Source organism: Paenibacillus sp. Aloe-11, assembly GCF_000245715.1.
GTDB classification, from domain to species: domain Bacteria; phylum Bacillota; class Bacilli; order Paenibacillales; family Paenibacillaceae; genus Paenibacillus; species Paenibacillus kribbensis.
On record NZ_JH601080.1, the window covers coordinates 9,707 to 31,345 of the forward strand.

Annotated in this window: 23 protein-coding genes, 1 CRISPR repeat array and 1 riboswitch; of the genes, 4 read left to right on the forward strand and 19 right to left on the reverse strand. The window is 46.6% G+C overall.

Annotated elements, in window-relative coordinates; genetic code table 11:
• From cobJ to WG8_RS23890, 10 genes are all read right to left on the reverse strand, one after another.
• Positions 1–661, reverse strand: a 661-nt coding sequence (cobJ, locus tag WG8_RS23845; protein WP_007432847.1) for a precorrin-3B C(17)-methyltransferase, incomplete at its 3' end; no start/stop codon positions are given.
• Positions 662–935: 274 nt separating this feature from the next.
• Positions 936–1,121: riboswitch (cobalamin riboswitch) on the reverse strand.
• Positions 1,122–1,178: 57 nt separating this feature from the next.
• The gene (locus WG8_RS23850) at positions 1,179–1,733 is read right to left on the reverse strand and encodes a TIGR00730 family Rossman fold protein (protein ID WP_007432848.1); all 555 of its coding nucleotides are present in this window, start codon (positions 1,731–1,733) and stop codon (positions 1,179–1,181) included.
• Between the two features lie 157 nt (positions 1,734–1,890).
• Positions 1,891–2,742 (reverse strand): uroporphyrinogen-III synthase, encoded by an 852-nt coding sequence (locus tag WG8_RS23855; protein WP_007432849.1) that lies wholly within the window; start codon positions 2,740–2,742, stop codon positions 1,891–1,893.
• 114 nt (positions 2,743–2,856) lie between these two features.
• Positions 2,857–4,011, reverse strand: coding sequence for a GerAB/ArcD/ProY family transporter (locus tag WG8_RS23860; protein ID WP_007432850.1), 1,155 nt, complete (start codon positions 4,009–4,011; stop codon positions 2,857–2,859).
• A gap of 38 nt (positions 4,012–4,049) precedes the next feature.
• Positions 4,050–4,274 carry a hypothetical protein gene (locus WG8_RS23865; RefSeq protein WP_007432851.1) on the reverse strand — a complete coding sequence of 75 codons (225 nt, stop codon included), beginning with the start codon at positions 4,272–4,274 and terminating at the stop codon, positions 4,050–4,052.
• A complete protein-coding gene (locus WG8_RS23870) occupies positions 4,267–5,487 on the reverse strand; it encodes a Ger(x)C family spore germination protein (protein WP_007432852.1) in 1,221 nt (406 codons plus the stop codon). The genes WG8_RS23865 and WG8_RS23870 overlap by 8 nt, the downstream gene beginning before the upstream one ends.
• A complete protein-coding gene (locus WG8_RS23875; RefSeq protein WP_007432853.1) occupies positions 5,487–7,112 on the reverse strand; it encodes a spore germination protein in 1,626 nt (541 codons plus the stop codon). The genes WG8_RS23870 and WG8_RS23875 overlap by 1 nt, the downstream gene beginning before the upstream one ends.
• Positions 7,113–7,341: 229 nt before the next feature.
• Entirely contained in the window at positions 7,342–7,590 is a 249-nt protein-coding gene (locus WG8_RS23880; RefSeq protein ID WP_043891372.1) for a hypothetical protein, read from the reverse strand.
• A 36-nt stretch (positions 7,591–7,626) separates the two neighbouring features.
• Positions 7,627–8,124, reverse strand: a complete 498-nt coding sequence (locus tag WG8_RS23885; RefSeq protein ID WP_007432854.1) for a hypothetical protein — start codon at positions 8,122–8,124, stop codon at positions 7,627–7,629.
• A 468-nt stretch (positions 8,125–8,592) separates the two neighbouring features.
• Positions 8,593–8,889: a hypothetical protein gene (locus tag WG8_RS23890; protein ID WP_043891373.1), complete on the reverse strand. Its 297-nt coding sequence runs from the start codon at positions 8,887–8,889 to the stop codon at positions 8,593–8,595.
• A gap of 735 nt (positions 8,890–9,624) precedes the next feature.
• Here WG8_RS23890 and WG8_RS26080 point away from each other — a divergent pair.
• Both WG8_RS26080 and WG8_RS23900 read left to right on the forward strand, forming a co-directional pair.
• Positions 9,625–10,101 (forward strand): peptidoglycan-binding domain-containing protein, encoded by a 477-nt coding sequence (locus tag WG8_RS26080; RefSeq protein ID WP_052310880.1) that lies wholly within the window; start codon positions 9,625–9,627, stop codon positions 10,099–10,101.
• A gap of 15 nt (positions 10,102–10,116) precedes the next feature.
• Positions 10,117–10,746, forward strand: coding sequence for a DUF4367 domain-containing protein (locus WG8_RS23900; RefSeq protein WP_007432856.1), 630 nt, complete (start codon positions 10,117–10,119; stop codon positions 10,744–10,746).
• A 206-nt stretch (positions 10,747–10,952) separates the two neighbouring features.
• Positions 10,953–11,455: direct repeats of the CRISPR family, unit length 32 nt; unit sequence ATTTCAATCCACGCACTCGTATAGAGTGCGAC.
• Positions 11,456–11,676: 221 nt separating this feature from the next.
• On the opposite strand, the gene WG8_RS23905 is transcribed toward WG8_RS23900, so the two are convergent.
• The 3 genes from WG8_RS23905 to WG8_RS23915 all read right to left on the reverse strand — a co-directional run bounded on the left by WG8_RS23905 (position 11,677) and on the right by WG8_RS23915 (position 13,671).
• Positions 11,677–12,012, reverse strand: coding sequence for a hypothetical protein (locus WG8_RS23905; RefSeq protein WP_007432857.1), 336 nt, complete (start codon positions 12,010–12,012; stop codon positions 11,677–11,679).
• Positions 12,013–12,028: 16 nt separating this feature from the next.
• Complete coding sequence (locus tag WG8_RS23910; RefSeq protein WP_007432858.1) at positions 12,029–12,742, reverse strand: pirin family protein; 714 nt, start codon at positions 12,740–12,742, stop codon at positions 12,029–12,031.
• A 71-nt stretch (positions 12,743–12,813) separates the two neighbouring features.
• Positions 12,814–13,671: a LysR family transcriptional regulator gene (locus WG8_RS23915; protein ID WP_007432859.1), complete on the reverse strand. Its 858-nt coding sequence runs from the start codon at positions 13,669–13,671 to the stop codon at positions 12,814–12,816.
• Between the two features lie 179 nt (positions 13,672–13,850).
• Between WG8_RS23915 and WG8_RS23920 the strand changes: the two genes are divergently transcribed.
• Positions 13,851–14,831, forward strand: a complete 981-nt coding sequence (locus WG8_RS23920) for a DMT family transporter (protein WP_007432860.1) — start codon at positions 13,851–13,853, stop codon at positions 14,829–14,831.
• 96 nt (positions 14,832–14,927) lie between these two features.
• Here the strand turns inward: WG8_RS23920 and WG8_RS23925 are convergent, their stop codons facing one another.
• The 6 genes from WG8_RS23925 to WG8_RS23950 all read right to left on the reverse strand — a co-directional run bounded on the left by WG8_RS23925 (position 14,928) and on the right by WG8_RS23950 (position 20,240).
• Positions 14,928–16,913, reverse strand: a complete 1,986-nt coding sequence (locus WG8_RS23925; RefSeq protein ID WP_007432861.1) for a methyl-accepting chemotaxis protein — start codon at positions 16,911–16,913, stop codon at positions 14,928–14,930.
• Between the two features lie 165 nt (positions 16,914–17,078).
• On the reverse strand, positions 17,079–17,486 hold the full coding sequence (locus tag WG8_RS23930; RefSeq protein WP_007432862.1) for a DoxX family protein: 408 nt from the start codon (positions 17,484–17,486) through the stop codon (positions 17,079–17,081).
• A gap of 119 nt (positions 17,487–17,605) precedes the next feature.
• Positions 17,606–18,466: a M56 family metallopeptidase gene (locus tag WG8_RS23935; RefSeq protein ID WP_007432863.1), complete on the reverse strand. Its 861-nt coding sequence runs from the start codon at positions 18,464–18,466 to the stop codon at positions 17,606–17,608.
• Between the two features lie 3 nt (positions 18,467–18,469).
• Complete coding sequence (locus WG8_RS23940; protein ID WP_007432864.1) at positions 18,470–18,883, reverse strand: BlaI/MecI/CopY family transcriptional regulator; 414 nt, start codon at positions 18,881–18,883, stop codon at positions 18,470–18,472.
• Between the two features lie 146 nt (positions 18,884–19,029).
• Positions 19,030–19,869 (reverse strand): response regulator transcription factor, encoded by an 840-nt coding sequence (locus tag WG8_RS23945; RefSeq protein ID WP_007432865.1) that lies wholly within the window; start codon positions 19,867–19,869, stop codon positions 19,030–19,032.
• The gene (locus tag WG8_RS23950; protein ID WP_007432866.1) at positions 19,845–20,240 is read right to left on the reverse strand and encodes a Fur family transcriptional regulator; all 396 of its coding nucleotides are present in this window, start codon (positions 20,238–20,240) and stop codon (positions 19,845–19,847) included. Before WG8_RS23950 ends, WG8_RS23945 begins: the two co-directional genes overlap by 25 nt.
• A gap of 296 nt (positions 20,241–20,536) precedes the next feature.
• On the opposite strand from WG8_RS23950, the gene WG8_RS23955 reads away from it, so the two are divergent.
• Positions 20,537–21,631, forward strand: coding sequence for a GGDEF domain-containing protein (locus WG8_RS23955; RefSeq protein ID WP_043891374.1), 1,095 nt, complete (start codon positions 20,537–20,539; stop codon positions 21,629–21,631).
• The last annotated feature ends 8 nt before the right edge of the window (positions 21,632–21,639 follow it).

Here is a 21,639-nt window from a genome sequence, read left to right on the forward strand (position 1 = left end):
CATGGTTCAGCATATCCTCCAGTGTCGTCACAATCACCTGCTGACGTTCACGGTAAGCACTCTTAACCAGTCCAACCGGAGTCTGCGGATCACGATAGCGCAGCAGAATGGACTGCGTTTCAACAATTTGGCGTGTACGCCGACCACTGCGCGGATTGTATAATGCGATGACAAAATCCGCCGAAGCTGCGGCTTCCACACGCTTCACAATCGTTTCCCACGGGGTTAGATGATCACTCAGGCTGATCGTGCAGGCATCATGCATAACTGGCGCACCCAGCAATGAAGCGCAGGATTGAATGGCCGAGATTCCCGGTACGACTTCTACCTCAACCCCGTCCTCACGACGCCAGCCCTTTTGCATCAGCACTTCATACACCAGCCCGGCCATACCATACACACCTGCGTCTCCACTGGAAATCACGGCTACCTTTTTGCCCATCTCTGCCTGTCGAACCGCCTCCTGCGCGCGGCTCACTTCCTCTGTCATCCCTGTGCGTACAATCTCTTGTCCGTTCAACAACGGACGGATCAGATCCACGTAAGTGTTATAGCCGATAATGACCTCACTCTCGGCCAGCGCATCCAATGCCCGTTTTGTGATATGTTCCATATCTCCCGGTCCAAATCCGATCACCAGCAATTTTCCTAATGGGCTCATCGTGTTCCTCCTGTTTATTTTTTCAAGGCATCTAAGCAACTCAAAAAACCCCATCCTGCCCGGATGGGGTTCCCATGTACGCATCTTCTCACCAGACAAACAGATGCAAGCAGACATTTTTTGTCTCCCTCCATCCTGCTGTTGTTTTCCATCCGTCCGCTTACGCTTCAAACGCTTCTGAACATTCATGTCCACGTAAAGCTGCAACTAACATGGAAAAGCAACCTGTGCCTGGTTCCTGATTTCGTACACCCATCCTCTCCGCGAAGGTTATCGGTGCATACAGATCAAGGTAGGTCTCCTGGCTTGGCATCAATAGATCTTTTCGTCTTCCCCGTTTTTCGCGAGTGACAACTTGAAAAAATCCTCTTCCTTACAGTGGCGGGACCGCTCGGGATTTGCACCCGATTCCCTGTTACCCTTTGCTTAGTCGCAAAGGCACCTTGTCTATCCGCTATTTGATTATGGGTCTTATCATAACCTTGCCTCAATCAGTTGTGCAAGCACGAAAAACGCTTTATTTCAAGTTCTCCGCCTTATTTTTTAGCATATGCAGCAATTCATCCGGGTCCGCAGAGATGCTCAGCAGTGATGGATGCTCGGCCCCGGTAAAACCCTCCTGCACACTATGACGCACCATTTCCACCAACGGGTCAAAATATCCGCTCACATTCAGCAGACCAATAGGCTTGCGATGAATGCCGATTTGCGCCCAGCACAGCACCTCGAACAGTTCCTCAAAGGTCCCCAGACCGCCCGGAAGGGCAATAAACGCATCGGCCATGTCGCTCATTGCCGCTTTGCGTTCATGCATATTGGCAACCTCAATAAATTCGGTAACCCCTCGATGAATAATTTCCGCATCAAATAACAGAGTTGGCATAATGCCGGTGACCTGGCCACCGCCCGCCAGCATTCCATTTGCCACCTCGCCCATCAGTCCCCTGCTGGAGCCTCCGTAGACCAGGCGGACCTGATGTCGGGCCATAGCCTCTCCCAGCTTGCCTGCCGCCTCAAGATATACCGATGAATGTCCAGGCCTGGACCCGGCAAATACACAAATAGAATTCATAAACGCTCAGCTCCTGTCCTAGTAGCATGCATCGAAAACGTATTCATTATATGAGATAAATATTTTCGCTATAACAAAAAATACTGACGCTGCATGTTCAACAAAAAAAGATAAAGGCCTCGTAGACCCTTATCTTTTTTTTACGCTTGATCACATATCAGTGACCATTCACAACTTCCAAACCGAAGCCATGCGCCGAAGCGCTATGCTCAAAATATTTCCCCAGCTCGACCATCATCGCGCCCATACGCTCTTCTACCGGAAAGACGATTCGTTCAATTCCTTCCTCCAGCATGGACTGCGCGGTCACTTTGCCTACCGACACGGCAATAACATCCTGGCGGAAAGCCTCCAGCAAATCGTCCATACGGTTCTGTTCTCTGGCATATTGACACAAAAAGCGGATTTGCGGGCCACTGGTAAACGTAACTGCATCAACTTTGCGATTCAAGACATCTGCCAGCAATGCTTGCAAATTCGCTTCCTCGGGTGGAATATGCTTGTAAGGAAGCACCTGCCGAGTTACAGCCCCCTGCTCGTCCAGCCATTTCACCAGCCGCGGGGCCGGATCACCGTGCAGCTGCAGCAGCACTTCCTTCCCCTTCAGATCATACGGGGCAAAAGCCCGCGTCAACCCGGTCAAGCTTCCATCCTCGTCTCGTACATCCGGCGTGAAGCCCCGCTTTTTGAGTTCATTGACCGTCTTGTAGCCGCGCGCCGCAATTTTCGAGGAATGCAGCAGTTCCATAATCTGCTCCGCCACGCCCATATCCTCCGCCATATCAAACAACGCGTCCAGCCCCATACCTGTCGTAAAAATGTTCCAGTCCGGCGGCTGCTTCACCCACGATACCACCGCGTTGCGCAGCTCAATATCATCCAGAAAAACCGTGCCCTGGGCCGGACGCAGTACTGGCTCTCCCCCCATTTTTGCCACCAGCAATGCCATTTCATCTGCTTTACGGGGACCGGCAAGGGCAACTCTCTTGCCTGCCATGCGTTGTGCCATCCTGTTCCCTCCCTTGTAGAAGTCGAAGTCATAATCCTTTCTACCAAGTATACAATTAGAGGGCTGAAAGACAAATAAAAATTACTTTTCCAATGAATATAGTAAACTTATAAGCTAGCTTGTCCTGCTTGCCTCCCGGCTTTCTTGCTGGTCTTCCTGCCGGCCTGTGCTTTCCTGCTTCTCTCCAGATGGCTTATAATCACCGCTATCTTCTTTAGGCTTGGGTCGGAGCAGCAGCCATAGCACAAAGGGCATGACAACAAAGAAAACAATCATCACCACGGTCCATTCCCGGCTGAAATCATAAATTTGGACGATATTAGAGAACAGCATAAAGGAACAGACATAACCCAACAAACCTACGGGCCAAACCATCAGGCCCCCCCGTGTATGGGCGAACATGCGCTTTACCGCCAAACTGGTAACGTACAGATCAACCCCGATTTTCGTAAGCAAGGTCGGTACGGTCAGTGCACCCACAAACAAGTCGAACCGATCCAGAAAGTCGGTTAACTGCAACTGACGCGCCAGTTCATACGTTGGATAAAACAGCCGCGACATGATAGGAACACCAATAACCAGCTCCTCCAGCAGCACGATTATAATCATAAAAACGGTTCCGATTAAATGTCCAAGCCACGCGTTGCGGGCATTGTAGCTCCGTCCAGAAATAATAAAGGGCAATATCATGAGGTCTGCCATATAACCAAGCATCCGCCAGCTGCCTTTGACTAATCCGCCTATATCCGGGTGTAAATACGGCCTCATTGCTGAAAAATCTATATTATGTCCGAAAAAAAGCGGCATAGTCAATAGTGTCATAATCAACGCAGGTACGGTAAATTCCGCCATATTCACAATCGTGCTTATACCGCCCTTAGCCATGAACGTTAAGGTCAGCAGCAAAATAAGGGATATCACAACAATCGGAGTCAGCGGCAAAAGGGTCACCTCCACCAGATCCGTCATAATCCTCAAATCCCTGGCGAAAAGGATCAGAAATAAAATAAAATACATCGCAAGCAGCATGCGCCCCAGCACAGGGTGAGAGCTAACGATGGCCTGCAGCAGATCCTGATCCGGAAAACGCCGCTTAAGCCTCAGCATTGCCCAGATCGGCAAGCATATTACGATGGCGGCCATTGCGCAGGTCCAATAGGCATGCTGATGCGCGTAATCTGCCGCCTGCGTCGGAGCATGCATACCGGTAATACTGACCTCCATCAACATACTAAGCAGCACGATTTGTCTGGTTGTGAACTGTTTCATACAGGAGATCCTCCTTTTTCCACAGGCATTCTGATTCGTTACAACGTAGGAGGGAGCCACATATCAATGAAACGGCTCAGCCATGTGGCCACATAAACGGAACTTTTCGTCGAGGTTCCGTAAAGCCAGATGCCGATGCTAATGACATACAATACGCGAGAGATCCAGCGATTGACGGCAGGTGCGGAATTCAAACTTTTGCGGTCAATCAGATACATGAGCAGCATAACCAGCACTAAGGGGAACAGAAATACTTTATTCATTTTCGATTTGCTCCTTTTTGATCCCGAATGGTTTGGTGACCGCACCGATATTCTCTATATGCACAATCGGGTCTATGACGACCTCCACCTTGGGGTACAGTTGCTCCCATTGAGATTTAATCCGTTTCCATTCATCCGGACGACTCATAATGATAGCCCTTCCCAATCCAAGTACGTCTGAATGATACTTTTGTTGAATAAGCCGGACAACCTCACCCAGTTCCTTCTTGATCTCCTGGGCAGCCTGCTGCTCCAGCCACTTCACATTTTCTCCATGAGATATATCGAAGGTTGTCTCATTCTCCCTTACATTCCCGTTGCAGTTCAATTGAACGGTCATTCGAATATCATTTCCTCGAATATAAGGCTTGATTTGCACAGTATTTTCGATAAGGCGCACAGACAGATAACCAGAGCCTTTAGGGGGGGAGATGAATATTTCGGTATCCTTGGCCTGCCCCATGCCCAATAGCAGAAACCGGCTCAGATGGTTATCAATCATTCCGGTTAATCTGTCTTTGCGAAATACAGCCAACCCATCCACCTGGATATTCGTCTTCTTGTCTTTTATAGTGGCAGGGCCATTCTTCACCAGGGACATCACTGGCACAGCCGGGTCCATGCCTTCCATCAGGATTGAATTCATCAGCAGCTTGATGGAGCGAGGTTTTTTCATATATGAAAAGTTGAGCTCGCGCACCATCTCTGCCGGATATAGCTCGATCGGGGCATCCGCCTGAAGCACATCCAAGGATGTTCCCTTCGTTATGACAACCAGAGAAGACAGACGGTTCTGCGGAATACGCGCCAATACGTCCATCATTTTGCTGATTCCTTCCCGTGCCAGTGCCTCGCCAAACAACAGCACCCGGCGATGGGAGAAATTCAACGTTCGTGAAACTCCCCGCTGTTCCTCGGCGCTTGCTCCCCGAAAGCTCGGGCCTACCTTGGACTCCAGGTAATAGGATTTGGTCCCTCTTGTACCTCCTCCACCTCCTGTGCTTCCCGAAGATCCGAGCTGTCCGGGAAGAGCAATTTGCATCGTCACACGGTATTGATCCCCTTCCTTATCCAGCCCGGTACCCATTACAAAGGCCACATCGTTCACTTCACGACGATCCCAGCATCCACCCAAAAGAACAGAACAAAGCAGCAGACAGCTCAGCAAAGCCGTTTTGCGTATTTTCCCTGCATTGGAGCCTTTGGGCTTCATTACCATCCCTCCTCGGTTCCAGGTGATCCATTCATCTTTTCTTTTTCACGTTTATTATTGTCACTGCCAATCCATGAAGGACGTTTGATCATTTTCCACCAAGGTGCACGCACAACAATATCCTTTTGGTCGTTATGGTTATATGGACTGTATCCACTCATGTAAGGCACGCCAAACGACGTTAGCTTGGTTAAATGTGTAGCAATCAGCGTGGTCGCGATAATGATTCCAAACAGCCCAAACACACCTGCCATCAGCATAATCGGAAACCGTAACAGGCGGATCGTAATGGCAAAGTTAAAACGCGGAATCGTAAACGAAGCAATCCCCGTGAGAGACACAACAATCACGATGGGAGCCGATACGATTCCTGCTTGTACAGCTGCCTGCCCGATCACGAGCGCGCCAAGGATACTGACCGCCTGACCTACCGTTTTGGGGAGGCGAATCCCTGCTTCCCGTAACGCCTCAAAGGAAATCTCCATCATCAACGCTTCCACCAGGGCAGGGAAAGGGATGGATTCACGTGCCGCCGCAATACTCAAGACGAGTGTCGTCGGCAGCATATCATGATGGTAGGTCGTGATCGCTACATATAATGCAGGCAAAAAGAGAGCCAGGATGAGAAAAAGGAAGCGAATCCAGCGAATCATATTACTGATGAAAAAACGCTCGTAATAGTCTTCGCTCGCCTGCATCATCATCCACATCGTGGTTGGACCAATTAGGGCAAAGGGCGTACCGTCTACAAGAATGGCAAAGCGACCTTCCAGTAATTCCGCAGTGACCGTATCGGGGCGTTCTGTGTATTCCATTTGCGGAAACGGGGAAAACGGGTGGTCCTCAATCAGTTCCTCAATGTATCCTGTATCCAGCACACCATCAATTTTGATATCGCTGAGCCTTTTTTTTACATCACCCACCAGCTTCGGATCGATGATCCCCTCGATGTAGGTAAGGACGATGCTCGTTTGGGTTTCTTTCCCGATGGTCATACTTTGCATCTTGAGCTTGGAGGTTTTCAGCTTGAAACGCAGCAAAGCCGTATTAACGCGGATGGTCTCGGTAAAGCCTTCACGCGGTCCGCGAATAACCGCTTCGGTCTGCGGTTCCTCCACGCCACGGCGGACGCCTCCCTTGGCACTGAAGATATACGCACGAGGCGTACCGTCTACGAACAAGGCCGCATTGCCGTCCAGTATTGCCGCCGATACCATTTTCCATTGGTCCATCGTTTTGGTCTGGGACATAGAAATCCGTGTTTCATCCAGCGGGTCCAATGTACCGTTGACTTCCGGGTCCTTAAGCATCATGCCCAAAATGAAAGGCCGCAGGATATGATCCTGCAAATCCTCCGATTTCACCGTGCCTTCAACATAAGCCAACATCCCTTTGCGCTCAGGGGAAATCATCAGCTCTCGATAAACGATATCAGAGCAATCCTTGAAAATATCACGCAAAGCAGTCAAATTGTTTTCCAGACTGCTCCGCAGCGGCTGTTCCAGCCAGGGTGGTTCAGGCAATCCTTTAAGAGCATTAGTATTTTGTGTCTTGCGATCCGCAGCCCGAATCGTCCGCCGGCTCCACGGTAATCTCGGCAGCTTGGGAAAGTGTACTTTCTTCATCGTTATCCCCCTCTACGAATAAGCCGAACAGGTATATGACTTGTAGGATGTACCAGCCTGCAAAGGATTATGTATCCAATGAACTCAAAAAGAAGACTCCAGTTCCACTTCAAGGTGGTTTTGGAGTCTTCTTTTAATTTGGGCTTAAAAGTTACTTTTGCGCCACTAATAAAAAAGCTCTGCCGGCCAATTAAGGTTAGCAGAGCTTTTTACTTTATTACTCGACTATTTATTTCTTTCTGAATATGAACATCCCAATAAGTGCAACAACTATTATAGCGGGAATTCTCCATGAATTCGGTAGAAATTTTGTTAGCCATAGGGCGGCAAATACTGTAGCTATCGCTAAGTAGCCTAAGCGTTCAGACGGTTCAAATTTCTTCCTATTGAAGAATACATTCAAATAGCCTATCGGTGGGGCTATGATGATCATTAAAATTATGACTATTGGCTTTAAATACCACTTTCTTTTTTCCATTCTTCCTCCGTCATTCATCGTTGTTAATCACAGTTATTAAAGGAATATTGCTCCGATAGCTCTAGCGATAATATCAGCTAACCATCCCGCTACACCTAAATACTGCATAGCCTGTGATAGCGCATCTTCAATACTGCCACTGAAATCTGTGACCACATCTAAAGCCTTTATTAGCGCATCGACTTTGACAACATTAATAAGATTCTTTTTGACACTATCACTTACGGGAAGCCAATCGATCGTTGTTTTTATAACATTATCAATTTTGCTTGCCTGTGATTTAAGGGCCGCCTTTATTCCTTTAATTGTCCAGGAAACTTTACCTTGCGTCGTTACATCTCCATTAAGACTTGGATCAGTACCGTTAATTACTGGTGGCACAACACCTTCCGGTTGATTGGCGGATTCGTTATATGTAGAAGAAGTCACAGATGTACTTGCAGCAGAAGCGGAAAATGGAGACACAACAGAAAATAGCAGGGCAGCAGTAGCAGAGCTTAACATGATTTTTTTCGTTAATGCATTTACACTCATTTCAAATTCTCCTTTTTATTGTATTTACGTCTATTATTATATAATTATTCACATGTCGAAGTAAGAGGAATAAAAGCACAAGGATATAAATAGTCAGAAAGAACCAGTCTAAAATCCTTATAAATTGCACCATACCAACATATTAAATCTAAAATTTTAATTTAATTCACTAATTCAATTTGTTACTTTATACCTAATAGAATGCTATTTCGTATTATCAGGTTAGCCAGAATCTGCTGGTTGGCCTTTTTTATGATTGATGTATAGCAACTGGACGATGAGGGCGAGTTTGACTATATCAGTTACAAAGAGAGGGGGGTAGTGATAGTACATTTCGTAGATTAAAGTATAAAGCTATCAACATACTGAGGACTGCATTGAATCTTAACGTTATAACAGAAAATATATAGATATCCAAATTGTATAAAAGCAAAAGTCGAGATCAGTTTTCTTCGACTTTTTGCTACTTTAGTCTTCTACAAAACGGATATATGGACGTTGGAAATATCTTTGGTCGGACACGAAAAAATATTCCTTTCCTACCACAAGTGAAGGGATAACGGACTTTGAAGATATATATAATTTTTTAATCTTGCCTCCGTTAGAGGTATCGCTCTGGATGACTAAGTAATCATCTTTAACTTCGACTAATTTAGCAGTTTCACTTAAATGGGATCCTGAATAATAATAAATACAACCAATGATTAGAGAAAAAAATGCAATTTTTAAAATAAATGCTGAAATTTTATTTTTTGTTGCTAACATTAGAATACAACCTCCAATAATTACTCATTATACTATATCTATGATAATATTGGTAATAAATTTACAATATTATTCCACCTCGAGGTAAAAATAAAAAAGAAAACAGGGTTACTCTTGCTTGTGGTAGTTGGACTCCTTGCATTTTTTCAAGGCTCAGTTAGCGCGGCTAGTGCGGCAGAAATTGAGGTTATGAACTATACTCCACTGAAAATTGGGCAACAATCTAACGGTTAAAAAATTTTCTGATGGCCGTATTGAGCCGACTGAGAATGCAAAATCTTTGACGGAGAAACAACAATACGAGGTTTTAAACGAAATGGGATATACCGAAAAAGAAATCGAAAAACGGGCTATACGGCACGCACAGGCAGCAAGGCACCAGTTAACCGGCGGAAACATTAACAACCTGGTCGGACCCCTGGCGCGGTTCAATTCCACAGCATACCCCTAATATATTGGTAGGATTGCCCATAGTCTTATTGAAAAATTACAATAATAAACTTATAATGTAAGAGAAGACAAACAAATGTAAAAAATAGCTAACTAATTTATAATAGCTGTTTTTTGAACATGCTTTATTAGTCATAAGAACATACTAGTAATCTTACATAACCATCCTGATTAATAAAGTCCACTCTTGTCTTGGAAAGAAGGGGATCACTCTATTTAATCAGAACAAGGAAGCTAAATGAGCAGGGCTAAAAATCGTAGAATTACAAAATGGAGGGAATTGCGTTGAAAAGAAACCTGAAATCTGTAATGTCTCTAGCTGTTGCATCTATGGCGTTAGTAGGTAGTCTCGGGCTTGCAAGCATAGCAAGTGCCGCCAGTGATTTTAGTGGTTTCCCTACTTTGCGCCAAGGCGACAGTGGGGGATATGTGAGAGCGCTGCAAGCAAATTTATGGGCCTATGGACAACAGGGAGCCGTAGGAACGATTGATGGAAGTTTTGGTAGTGGTGTGAAATCGGGGCTCCAAAATTTTCAAAGAGCTAAAGGACTAACAGCAGATGGAATAGCTGGTTCTGGGACTTGGAATAGAATGAACTATAATGTCTCTGTTGAAGTTCCAGGAAGATCTTTCTACTTATCTACTCCTGACAGTTCGACTTATTACGTGTTTTATGGGACAAGAGATAGTGGTAGTGGTATGAGATATTCTGTTTTGTACAAATCCAATAATAGGACCGTCACTGAAGGTACTGTATATTAATAGGAGGGGTTTAATTTGAAAAAACAATTAGTTGCCGTAGCATTAGGTGGTGCACTCGTAATAGGTAGTGGTGCATTTGTATATAATTCATATGCTGCCGAATCGGAAGCTCCATCGCAGGTTCCAGTTGAGACGAAAGCAGAAGCGATTGATGCTTCAACAGTACAAGCGCCAACTGAAACACCAGCAGAGACAGTAGTTGAAAGCTCTGGTGATATCGAAGGACTCATAAACATATCTGATGTACCAGCAGAAGATATCCATATTCCTAATCTAGCGCAGGAAGCCTCATTTAAAACAGCAGCGGCTGGGGACGTAAGATTGAAACCATTAAACACAACAGCTTTAAAAGGCGAGAATGGACTGATCATCAGACAGTCATATCGTGGAAATGATGGTACTGAAATTATGGTCATTCAAACCGAGTCCCAAATGGATGAACAGGTTACTATTAATAGTTTGAAAGACTCCTATAAAGGGGAAAAGGTTGAGTCGACTAAAATCAACGACCATACTGCTGTTTATGTTGACGGGCAAGAAAGAAAGGTTGTTCATCTGATTACAAAAGACCACTTCTATACTGTTTCTTCTTTCAATTCCACTCTTGACAAATTGATGGAAATCGCAAGAAAAATTCAAGAATAACAAGATAGTCAAGTCAAAAACACAAGCGCATGTGCTTGTGTTTTTGTTTTTTCCCTGAATCACTTTGTAGCTTAATTTATTTATTAGGGAGGGAACATCTTGTTCCACGATCAGGAGACAGGAAAAAGAAGGTAGCCAAAGAGGGTTGCTGTATACATTGTGACAACCCATCAACGCATGTTTCGTTGGGGATTAGATTCTGTGCTATTTCAATCCACGCACTCGTATAGAGTGCGACTTGGCTGATGCAAAAAACTCATCCGGCGAGACGGAATTTCAATCCACGCACTCATATAGAGTGCGACCAAGCCCTTTTGACTTCTGCATGGGACCGGGTCCCGATTTCAATCCACGCACTCATATAGAGTGCGACTTTGCAGACATCCGCTGTCTCGTACTCCATCATAAAGATTTCAATCCACGCACTCGTATAGAGTGCGACCTGCGAACAGTCAAGGGATTCCGATGGGGATCGAATTTCAATCCACGCACTCGTATAGAGTGCGACTTTGTATAAGTTATTACAATTTCATTACATTGGTATTTCAATCCACGCACTCGTATAGAGTGCGACCTTTGCTGGCTGGGGCAATTGCTCTTGTCATTTGGATTTCAATCCACGCACTCATATAGAGTGCGACTACAGCAGCTGCTACTCAGAGTAAAACATTGAAACTATTTCAATCCACGCACTCATATAGAGTGCGACACCGAAAATGGAGAGATTCATACCCCAATGGTATCAATCTCACACATTCTCGTAATAAACGATGCCGAAAAGGGCTGGATCAAGCGTTGACTTTTATCGCCAACACCATCTCCAAGCCTTTTCGACAAATTTCGAGGTGCGAAGGACCCGGGGTTTTTATGTGAGCTTCACATTCGCACCTTACTTGGACAGCCACTTCAAAAACTCAATATAAAATAGTGTTAATCTCCCCAATACTCCTCGGGATGATATTCAATCTTAGAATCAGCTTCGAGCGTAAGCTCACCTGTCTGATCATTATATTTCACGCTTTCCGGGGTTACGTAATACCAATGCTTCACGATGGATTTATCCTCCGGCGTTACAAAACGAAATACGTTCAGCTCTCCGCTATAACGTACAATTGCCTCGGCCGTCTCACGCGGCAGCTCTTGAAGTGTGAAGCAAAAGAGGCCATCCGTCGTTTCCAGACGGCAATCGAATACCTGCTTGCGGCTGTCAGCAAAGCTACGACCTGTGACGGCATGCTTGATCAGCCAAGTTTCCTGCTGCGCCATGGCGCGCACCTCCCTTTTAAGGTAAATCTATCAGCATGTAAAATACAGGCTCCTGTGCCTCTAGCAACAGCTTCGGCTCCTGCTCAATCCGGGCCGAATCACGCTCTTGCAGAATATGTTGACCGTTCACACGAAGTGAGCCTTCGATGATGAACAAGAACACACGTCTTCCCTCAGCCTGTGTGAATTCCAGACGCTCTCCAGCCTGAAGCTTGCTTAAATAAATCGTCAAATCCTGATGGATGGCAGCGATTTCACCCTCCGTGCCTGGAACACGATTCCCGGCAACGACAGGCAAAAGCTGGCCGTGCAATCGCTCAGGGTTAAACGCTGTAGCCTCATATGATGGCTCCAGCCCTCTCGTGTGCGGGCTAAACCACAATTGCAGCAAACAGACATCCTCCGTTTGCGAAGCGTTGTGCTCCGTATGGACGATGCCGCGGCCCGCCGACATCCGCTGAATGCCTCCAAAACGGGTCACCGCCTCATGTCCACGGTTGTCCTCATGACGCAGCTCTCCATAGAGTACGATGGAGACAATCTCCATGTCACTGTGCGGATGCGCCCCAAAACCTCTTCCAGGTGCGATGACATCGTCATTACAGACGCGCATAGGGCCAAACGCCGTATTATTCTCATCCTGATACTCCGCGAATGAAAAGCTGTGACTCCCCCGCAGCCAGCCCTTATCGAAGCTGAATCGCGATGCAGCCGGATATATTGTGAACATAATAGCCCTCCTTCAAGAAGAAAAAATGAGATCGAATCCTTCTCAATTGTACCCGAGCCCAAGCGATAAAGCTACGCCTGAATCTGAGCGATAATTTCATCGATAAAGGACTGCAAGGTACTGGTAACATAGGCTTCCTTGCGGCGGATAAACACCGTTGTCACTTCATTGTACGGCTCCGGCAGCGCATGACAATGCACATGTCCCTGGGCCCTCAGCCCGCTGATCGAAGACTCGGGGAACACGGTCATTCCGATACCAGCCGCCACGCTGCCGACAATCGTCTCAAACGTCCCAAACTCCATAATCTGCTTGGGGATAATTCCCTCCATCTTGAGCCAGGTTTCCAGCCGCTCCCGGTACCCGCACCCTTTTTTATATAAAAGGAGCGGACGGGTTGTAATATCCTCTACGGAAAAGTCATCTCCCTGGGAAACGAGGACCAGCTTTTCCTGAAAGACATCAAACTGTTCGATGAGGGGATGCTTCACAGGTCCGGTCACAAAGGCTCCATCCAGCCTCATTTCTGCAACCTCCTGCACCAGATGCTCTGTAACCCCGGCCTTGAGCGACAGCTCAACATCCGGGTAGTGGCTGTAGTAAGCATGTAAAATCGAAGGTAATGCAACCACCGTCTCTACAATGCCAATCTCCAGCACTCCCGAAGGTGCCGAAGTACTCTGAAACGCATGCTTCATCTCCTCAAATTGCGATAGAATGCTTTTCGTATATTGCAGCAGACGCTTTCCCTCCGCATTGAGGATCATGCCCCGCTTATGTCTATAAAATAAAGGCGTTTGCAGCTCCTTTTCCAGCAGCTTGATTCTGGCCGTCACATTGGACTGAACATAGCTAAGCTCGGCTGCCGCCTTGCTGACACTGCCATGAGCAGCTACGGTCTGGAAAATGTTCAAATCGTTCAAATCCACTACTGCTCCCCCTTAATGTGAAGGGCAAGACCGCCAAAATTAACGTGCCTTGTCACTTATGATCATTTTAAATGATCATAATGTTTATTTTCAATCATTTTACCGTCAGCTTCCCATCCTTTATGATGTGTCCATAAGATATGTCCGCTGAGGCCGGCAAGGAGGAGCTTTTTTTCACCATGAATAAACAAATCATGACCGGATCTTTATTGTGTCTGATCGCCAGCATGTCCTGGGGCGCCATGTTTCCGGTTTCGCACATTGCCTTACAACAAGTCAATCCGCTGTATTTTTCGTTTTTACGTTATTTTGTCGTTGCGCTCATTCTGATCGTGCTGCTGTGGCTCAAAGAGGGACGGGCTGCCTTTCGCTTTGAGGGCGGGGGCAAGAAATTGCTTTTCTTCGGTACGATGGGATTTACCATTTATAATATGGCCGTTTTCCAGGGACAACACTGGATGGGGGCAGCAGGCACCATTGTAGCTTCTATTATGGAAGTCCTGATGCCGATGATCTCGATTGCGATGATATGGACGCTGACTCGTAAAATGCCTCCGAAATATACGCTGATCAGTATGGTGATCGCATTGGCTGGGGCAATACTTGTGATTACGAACGGAAAATGGACCTTCTTCACGCTTGCCGGGCAGCATTTGCTGCCGCTGCTGCTCATTTTTGCAGGGGTCGTCGGGTGGGTCGTGTATTCCATGGGAGGCAGCCACTTTGCAGGCTGGTCCACTCTCCGCTATTCGACCTTAACCTGCCTGCTCGGAACCCTTGTTTCCTTCGTCGTCGTGATCGTTTCCTCTGCCTTCCATTGGATTGCAGTGCCGGACTGGCAGGATGTATGGTCAGTCAAATACGAAATGAGCTTTATGATTCTGCTTCCAGGACTTGCAGCCTTGCTGAGCTGGAATGCCGGAATCCGCAAGCTGTCTCCGCTGAACGGAATTCTATTTATTAACTTTGTACCGATTACTACGCTCGTGCTCATGTACTTCCAAGGCTATGCCATCAGCCAATTCGAGCTGTACGGGACATTGCTGGTCATCTTTGCACTAGTGCTGAACAATATGGTTCAAAGAAATACTCTACGCACCTCCAGCACTTCAAGCCGTATCCGTTTCCGCTTGGATCGACGCAAATTATTCCAAAGATAGTACCTAATCTATAATGAGCCATACATTGTGGCAAAAAGCATAAAAGCGCATGGACAAGGAGAATAAACTCCTGTATCCGTGCGCTTTTATCGTTTATTATTTTTCTCCGACCCGGAAGCGTCCAACCAGCTCACGCAGTTCCTCAGCCATTTGGCTCAGATCCGCTGAGGAAGAAGCAATTTCCTCGATAGAAGCAAGCTGCTGTTCAGCTGCCGCTGAGATCGACTCAGTGTTGCCCGCTGCCTCGTTCGAAATATGGGAAATATCGCTCATAATACTCACGACACCTGCGGCACCCCGGGCCATTTCCTGTGTCACTCCGGTAATATCATTGATATGCTCCGTCGCTAGTTCCACAGCCTGACTGATTTCCGCAAAAGACTGCTCAGACGTGCTTACTGAATCAATGCCTTCTGTAACCCGTGTTCGTGCTTGGCGCATAGCCGTCAAAGCATGTTCCATATCCAATTGCATGGCCTCAATACGCTCTGAAATCAAGGTCGCTGATTTGGCAGATTCTTCAGCCAGCTTGCGTACCTCCGTAGCAACCACAGCAAAGCCTTTGCCATGATCGCCAGCGCGTGCCGCCTCAATGGATGCATTCAGCGCCAGCAGGTTCGTTTGTTTGGCAATACCGGATATGACGCCGATAATATTCTCAATTTCGCCAGAGCGTTCACTCAGGGAATCCATCGCATGTCCGAGATCGTTAACAGTCTCGTCGATATCATGCATCTTCTGTACAGCTCGCGTAGCTGCCTTGCTGCCTGCTTGTGCGGACTCTGCGTTACTCTTTACCTGTTCAGATACGCCCATCATACGCTCGGATACGTTCGTTACCTGCTGAGCAAGCTCCTCCATGCTTACAGAGCCATGTTTGACACTCTGAGCCTGACGCTCACTGCCCACTGCTACTTCCTGAATAGCTATGGTGACATGCTCAATGGCTTGGGTCGTCTGATCGGCCCCCGAAGCCAATTCCTCTGCCGAAGAGCTTACCCGATCAGTGGTTTCGTGTACACTTCGAATCATCGCGCGCAAGCTATCCACCATCGATTGGAAGTGGGAAGACAACTGACCCACCTCATCGGTTTTTCCTGTTTCCAAGTCGCCTGTCAAATCTCCCTCACTGATCTGCTCTGCTGATTTTTGCAGTTTACGGATCGGCACCAGAACGGAACGGGTAATCAGGAAAATCGCAATAAGTGCAAGCACTAACGAGGCTGCCAGCACGAAAATAGTTACGTAACGCATGGCGGCGGTGGCATCGCTAATTTCGGATTGATAGAAGGTTCCTGCAATTTTCCAGCCGGTTTCCTTATTCGTAACATAGTTCAGGTACTTCTCTTGGCCTTCATACACATATGTATACTGCCCACTCTGCGCAGCATACATATCATTAATAAAGCTTGCATCAAGAGTTGTACCCGGCTTAATCGTAGGGTGGACCACAAATTTTTTCGTATGATCCAAAATAATGATATATCCCTCTTGCCCCACTTTGATGGAAGCCAGTTTACGTACACTTTCCAGATTCAGAGAAATCCCGATAACTCCGGACTGGTCGGAGAGCGTTTGAGATACCACGACAACAGGAATGCCGGATGAATTTATTACGACAGGGGTAATTGCCACTTTACCAGGCTGCTTCATCGCTTCGATATACCAGTCCCGCTTGCGGGGATCATATGTACCTTCGTCCTCTTTAGACACCCCCCGAATCATCAAACCCTCTGGAGTACCGACAAAAATATCGGTCGCATCCTCGTGCAGACCTATGTATTGAATCAGTTTGGGCTGAATCAACGGGCTATTTCGACCATCAATCATGGAGCCATCGAGTCCCTTAGCCAAATAACCCACATCTTTGATTTTACTGGAAAGTGAATATTCGATTACCGAACTAGCTGTCACTACTCCCTGATTTGCACTGCTGTAGAGCTGCTTCTCTATAGCATTAAACGATGAATTATAAGTCGCGATAGATATACTTAAGCTCGGAACCAACAAAATAAGCAGAAAACCTAAAACAAGCTTGTTTCTGAGTGTCCAAATGGTCGTTCTCTTTCGCATTTTTCCCATGTGTTTTTCCCCTTTACTTGAAAAGCTATGTTTTAATTACACTCATGGAAGTTATATCGGTTAAATGCAGCAAATGATTTACAGCAATATTTCACAAATGGGCAAAATAAAAAACCGCGCCCTGAGACCAAGGGCGCGGTTCATATGATAATTTAGACCTGAACTTTAGACCTGCACGTTGCTGCTTCCAGACTTTTTACGACCAAACAACTGATCCACCGCCAGAAAACGTCCACCAACAAGTGCTTGCTGAAGGCTGGTGAACAGAACCAGCAGATCAAATTCAATCGAGCCGAAAGGCTGTCCCTTTTTAGCCGTCAGCAATACACCGATCATCACGATGGTCAATGCTGCTCCGGCAATTCGTGTTCCGATGCCCAGAACTAGTGCAATACCGCCAACCAGCTCAACCGTAGCGACCACAGGAGCCAACCAGCCAGGAAGTCCGATACTTTGGAAGAAGCCGGAGGTTCCGTCCAGTCCCTGAAATTTTTGTGAACCGTGAACAATGAAAATGACCCCTGTAAAGATTCGTACCAACAGTAATCCAATATTCGTAAGTGTTTGATTCATATGCTCATCTCCTTTAGGTTGTATACAGATTAGGTAATCAACACTACAATGTGTAGTGTATTACATATCAATAATCGGTAGCGCATAAAGCGCCACCCATTAGGATATATCTTGCCATACTACATTAACGCCAGTGCAAACATAAGCGTCAGCATTACTAGCACATAGCTGGAAAACATAATCGAACGCCAGGGCATTGGAATGATCGGCTCCAGCTGCGGGTCTAGAATACGTGAGATTCGGTAGTTAATAGACGTTTCTGCAAAAGAGGAACAAGCGGCGGAGTTTACCAGGCGGGTCTTGGCAGGCATCATACTCAGAAGCTTGAGCAGCGCGCTTCCAATCCCAACCGGCGAACCGGCTCGATTAATTGCTTCATTGTCGGCTAAAATTTCACGGGCTATCTTATATTGGTTGGTAATATGACGCAGCACCGGCAAGTAGAACAGCAGGGTGGCACACATTTGCAGCAGCCATGTCTTCAATGGATCATAATGTTTCATATGATGCGCTTCATGGTATATGACAGCCTCCTCCTCGTGTTTGTCCAGTACGGACAACAATGCGGAGGATAATACAATGCGCGGCTTCCATAATCCCATGGTGAAGGCAGCAGGCTTGGCATAATCTATGACCCAAATCCGGTCAGCTCCGAGTTCACGATATCGTTCACCCAGTGCCTCCGTCAGCGGCAGGTCACGCATTCGGTGCAGTCTGCGGAAAGCCGCCCTCGTGGCCATACACTGTCGGACCGCTTCGCACCCGGCGATGCCGAAGGTAAGAAAGACGAGCCCGCTAAGCGCATCCACCATGTAGCCGATTCCGTAATTTTGCAACAGACTTCTGCAAATTTGAAACACGTTAAAATTCAATTTCCAGCCGAAAACATGCTGCCCGGCGTACATACCCATCTGTATAAGGGCGAAACCCGAAATCAAGGCGCCTGCTGTAAACAGTAATTTAGAACGTGTTTTCCACATCGTCTACATATCCTTTTTCCATTGTTTAATTTTTTGCTCCAGACGTTCGATCAGCACGGGATCGGCCATCTCCAGAGCATCAATCATATGATTGACAGCGAGTGGACCAAATTCATCCACCAATTCGTGACTCAGTTCCTTGGATTGTTCATCCATGAACTCTTCCCTGCTTAGAACCGGGCGATATAAAGACGTTCTTCCGTGAATACTCTTACTCAGTATGCCCTTTTCCACCAAACGATTCATAACGGTCATCACCGTATTGAAGTTAAAGTCACGGTCCCCCTTCAACGCGGTCTGCACTTCTTTGATACTCCGATCCGAAGTGGACCATAAAATATCCATGATTTTGGCTTCCAGAGGTCCGAAAAAACGGTTAAGTCCGGTTTCGCCAGCTTTAAAATTCAGTCGTTTCATAAGAAGCACCTCACACTACCGATTGTAGTGTATGTACCCTGATAAAGTCAACTGTCTCACCTTGTGTCCGTTTCCTCAAGGAATTCATATATCTCCGCCGAATGTCTTCATCCGGCGGAAATTCGTCAGCTTTGATGACCTTCAGTTCAATCTGCCAATCTGTAGCCTACGCCTCTTACCGTCGCAATATATTCAGGTTTGGCAGGTCGGTCATCCAGCTTCTTACGCAAACTTTTGACATGCACGTCTACAACGTTGCTGCCACCTACAAAATCCGTCTCCCAGATATCGTGCATCATTTGCTCACGGGAGATCACTTTGCCTTGCGCATCAATCAGCTTCAACAGCAAATCGTATTCTGTTTTGGTCAAGCTCAATTGTTTTTCTTCTTTGTATACTAGCATTTTATCACGGTCAATCCAAATATCCTTGAACATCGTGCGACGGCTGGCCTGCCCTGCCTGACGGGAAGCTGCCGGATGACGTACAATCATCCGTTCGATATCATGCACCATGTGATTGGAAGCCAGCGGCCATACCAGAACCTCTTCGGAAGGAAGCAGTTCATGCGCTTGTACAGCCGACCGATCCTGAACCACATACATGACAGGGGTGTCTTTCATATGCTCTGCCGCAAGACGATTGCGGAAATCCAGCAACTCACTACGTGTATCGGCAGCAGTCAAATCGTAAATCAACAGATCACTTCCCAAATGGCGCTGCACTTCCGGCTCCCAGCGATGGAACGCCATCACATCAAAGCATGCGTCTGACAATGTACGTACCAAGTCATGAACTACACCCGGAACCGAGCTGATCAGAACGAGGCGACGTGTGGTTGGGCAGTACAACGGCTCATTGGAAGGAACCGTCCGCAACACAGGAGCAGAGGGAGTCGATAACATCGTTGTCCAGTTCCCCTTTACCCGTCTGGGCATCTCAGCTGCTTTGAAACGATTCGTTATTTGATTCGCTTGCTTTGGCATTCCTTACACACTCCTCCGAATACAACATGGGCATGGGCAATGGCATATCCCGTTTCATGCGCAACCGTCTCGGTCCAATCGTCTGGAACCTCGCTCATCACTTCATCTACTCGTCCGCATACCTGACAAATAATATGCTGATGATCGTCCATCCGTCCGTCATAACGACTGGCAGCTTCCCCCAGCTTCAACTCACGGATTAATTCCTTATCTGTTAAATAGCGCAGCGAATTATATACCGTACCATAGGCTAGATTATATCCACGCTCCATTAACCGATTCATAACATCAGCCGCAGTAGGATGATCATGGGCCTCACGAACCACATCGTACACCGCTTGGCGTTGCGAGGTTAAATTTAAGGTTCTCATACCGCATCTCCCTTAACTAATCCAGATTATATTTATTCTTAACTAGTAATCACAATAACATTTAATTTAGAATAAGTATAAATCTTAATTTATTCCAAGTCAATGGGGTCGGATAAATTGAGCTGCTTGTATTTTGGAAGTATGCTCAATCCATTCCCAGTTATGTACTAGATATAAGGGCGAAACATTATAACCCACACTGGCGTAATAAATTTAATAAATTCTTCATTTTGAAGCCTAATGTCAGTTTTTTTTGATAAAATGAAGGAATATGCCTCTCGGGAGGGTTTAGCATCTTGTTCAGTACTTTTTTTGTAAATATCTGTATCCTCGTTACCTTTTTGTACATAACCGGCCTCATATCACAAAGATATAAAATCCGCCTACACACCTTAAAGCGCAAGGTACATTGGATCGGGGGCGCTCTTTTTGGATGCTATGGCATTGTCTTGATGTACTATTCGTTCCACGTTGGTTTTAATACGATTGCCGATCTTCGTCATCTGGCCATTATAGCTACCGCGACTTACATTGGCGGTCCAGCTGCGCTCATGGCTACCCTTTTTGTGTGCTTAGGCAGATTATTGCTGTTTGGTGTTACCACACAGGCCATTGTAGGCGCCTTTTTTATGATGCTCGTGGGCATAGGCTGCGCTTTGCTGTCACATCTGTCCTGGTCCCGTTTGCCTAAGCTGGTCATTATGAATATTTTCGCTTTGGGTGTTATCTTTTGCCCTTTCATGATTAATTTGAATAATAATATAGATGCTGTCCTGCACGTTTATCCGCTCCATTTTGTGATTTCTATGGCAGGTGGATTTCTTCTATATCTCATTGCTGAGTCAATCAATACCTCTAATGAGCTATTGCTTCGTCTGGAGCACACCTCCTATACAGACCATCTCACCAATTTAAGCAACAGAAGGCAGCTTGAATCTTCACTGGAAGAACAGCTTCCCCGGGCTCGTCAACGTCACGAGCACCTATCTGTACTGGTGCTGGATATTGATCACTTCAAGGAAGTGAACGATACCTATGGTCATGCTGCGGGAGATGCCGTGCTGCGCCAGCTTGGACAGATTTTGATTGACAAATGTCGCTCTAATGACATAGTCACCCGCAGTGGGGGAGAGGAATTCACCGTGCTTTTACCGAATTGTACTTTTCAGCAAGCACTGCGCATAGCGAATCAGATTCTTAGCGGCGTAAATCAGTACGAGTTTGTTCTGGCGGACAGGCCTATTCTTAAAGTCACCGTATCGATCGGCGTGACAACCTTTCCTGATACCGGGGGAGATATATCCGGGGCGGCTCTGCTGGAGCAGGCGGATAAAGCATTATACGAAGCTAAACATGCAGGGCGTAACCGGATTTGCTCGTATGAAATATAGAATAGCCG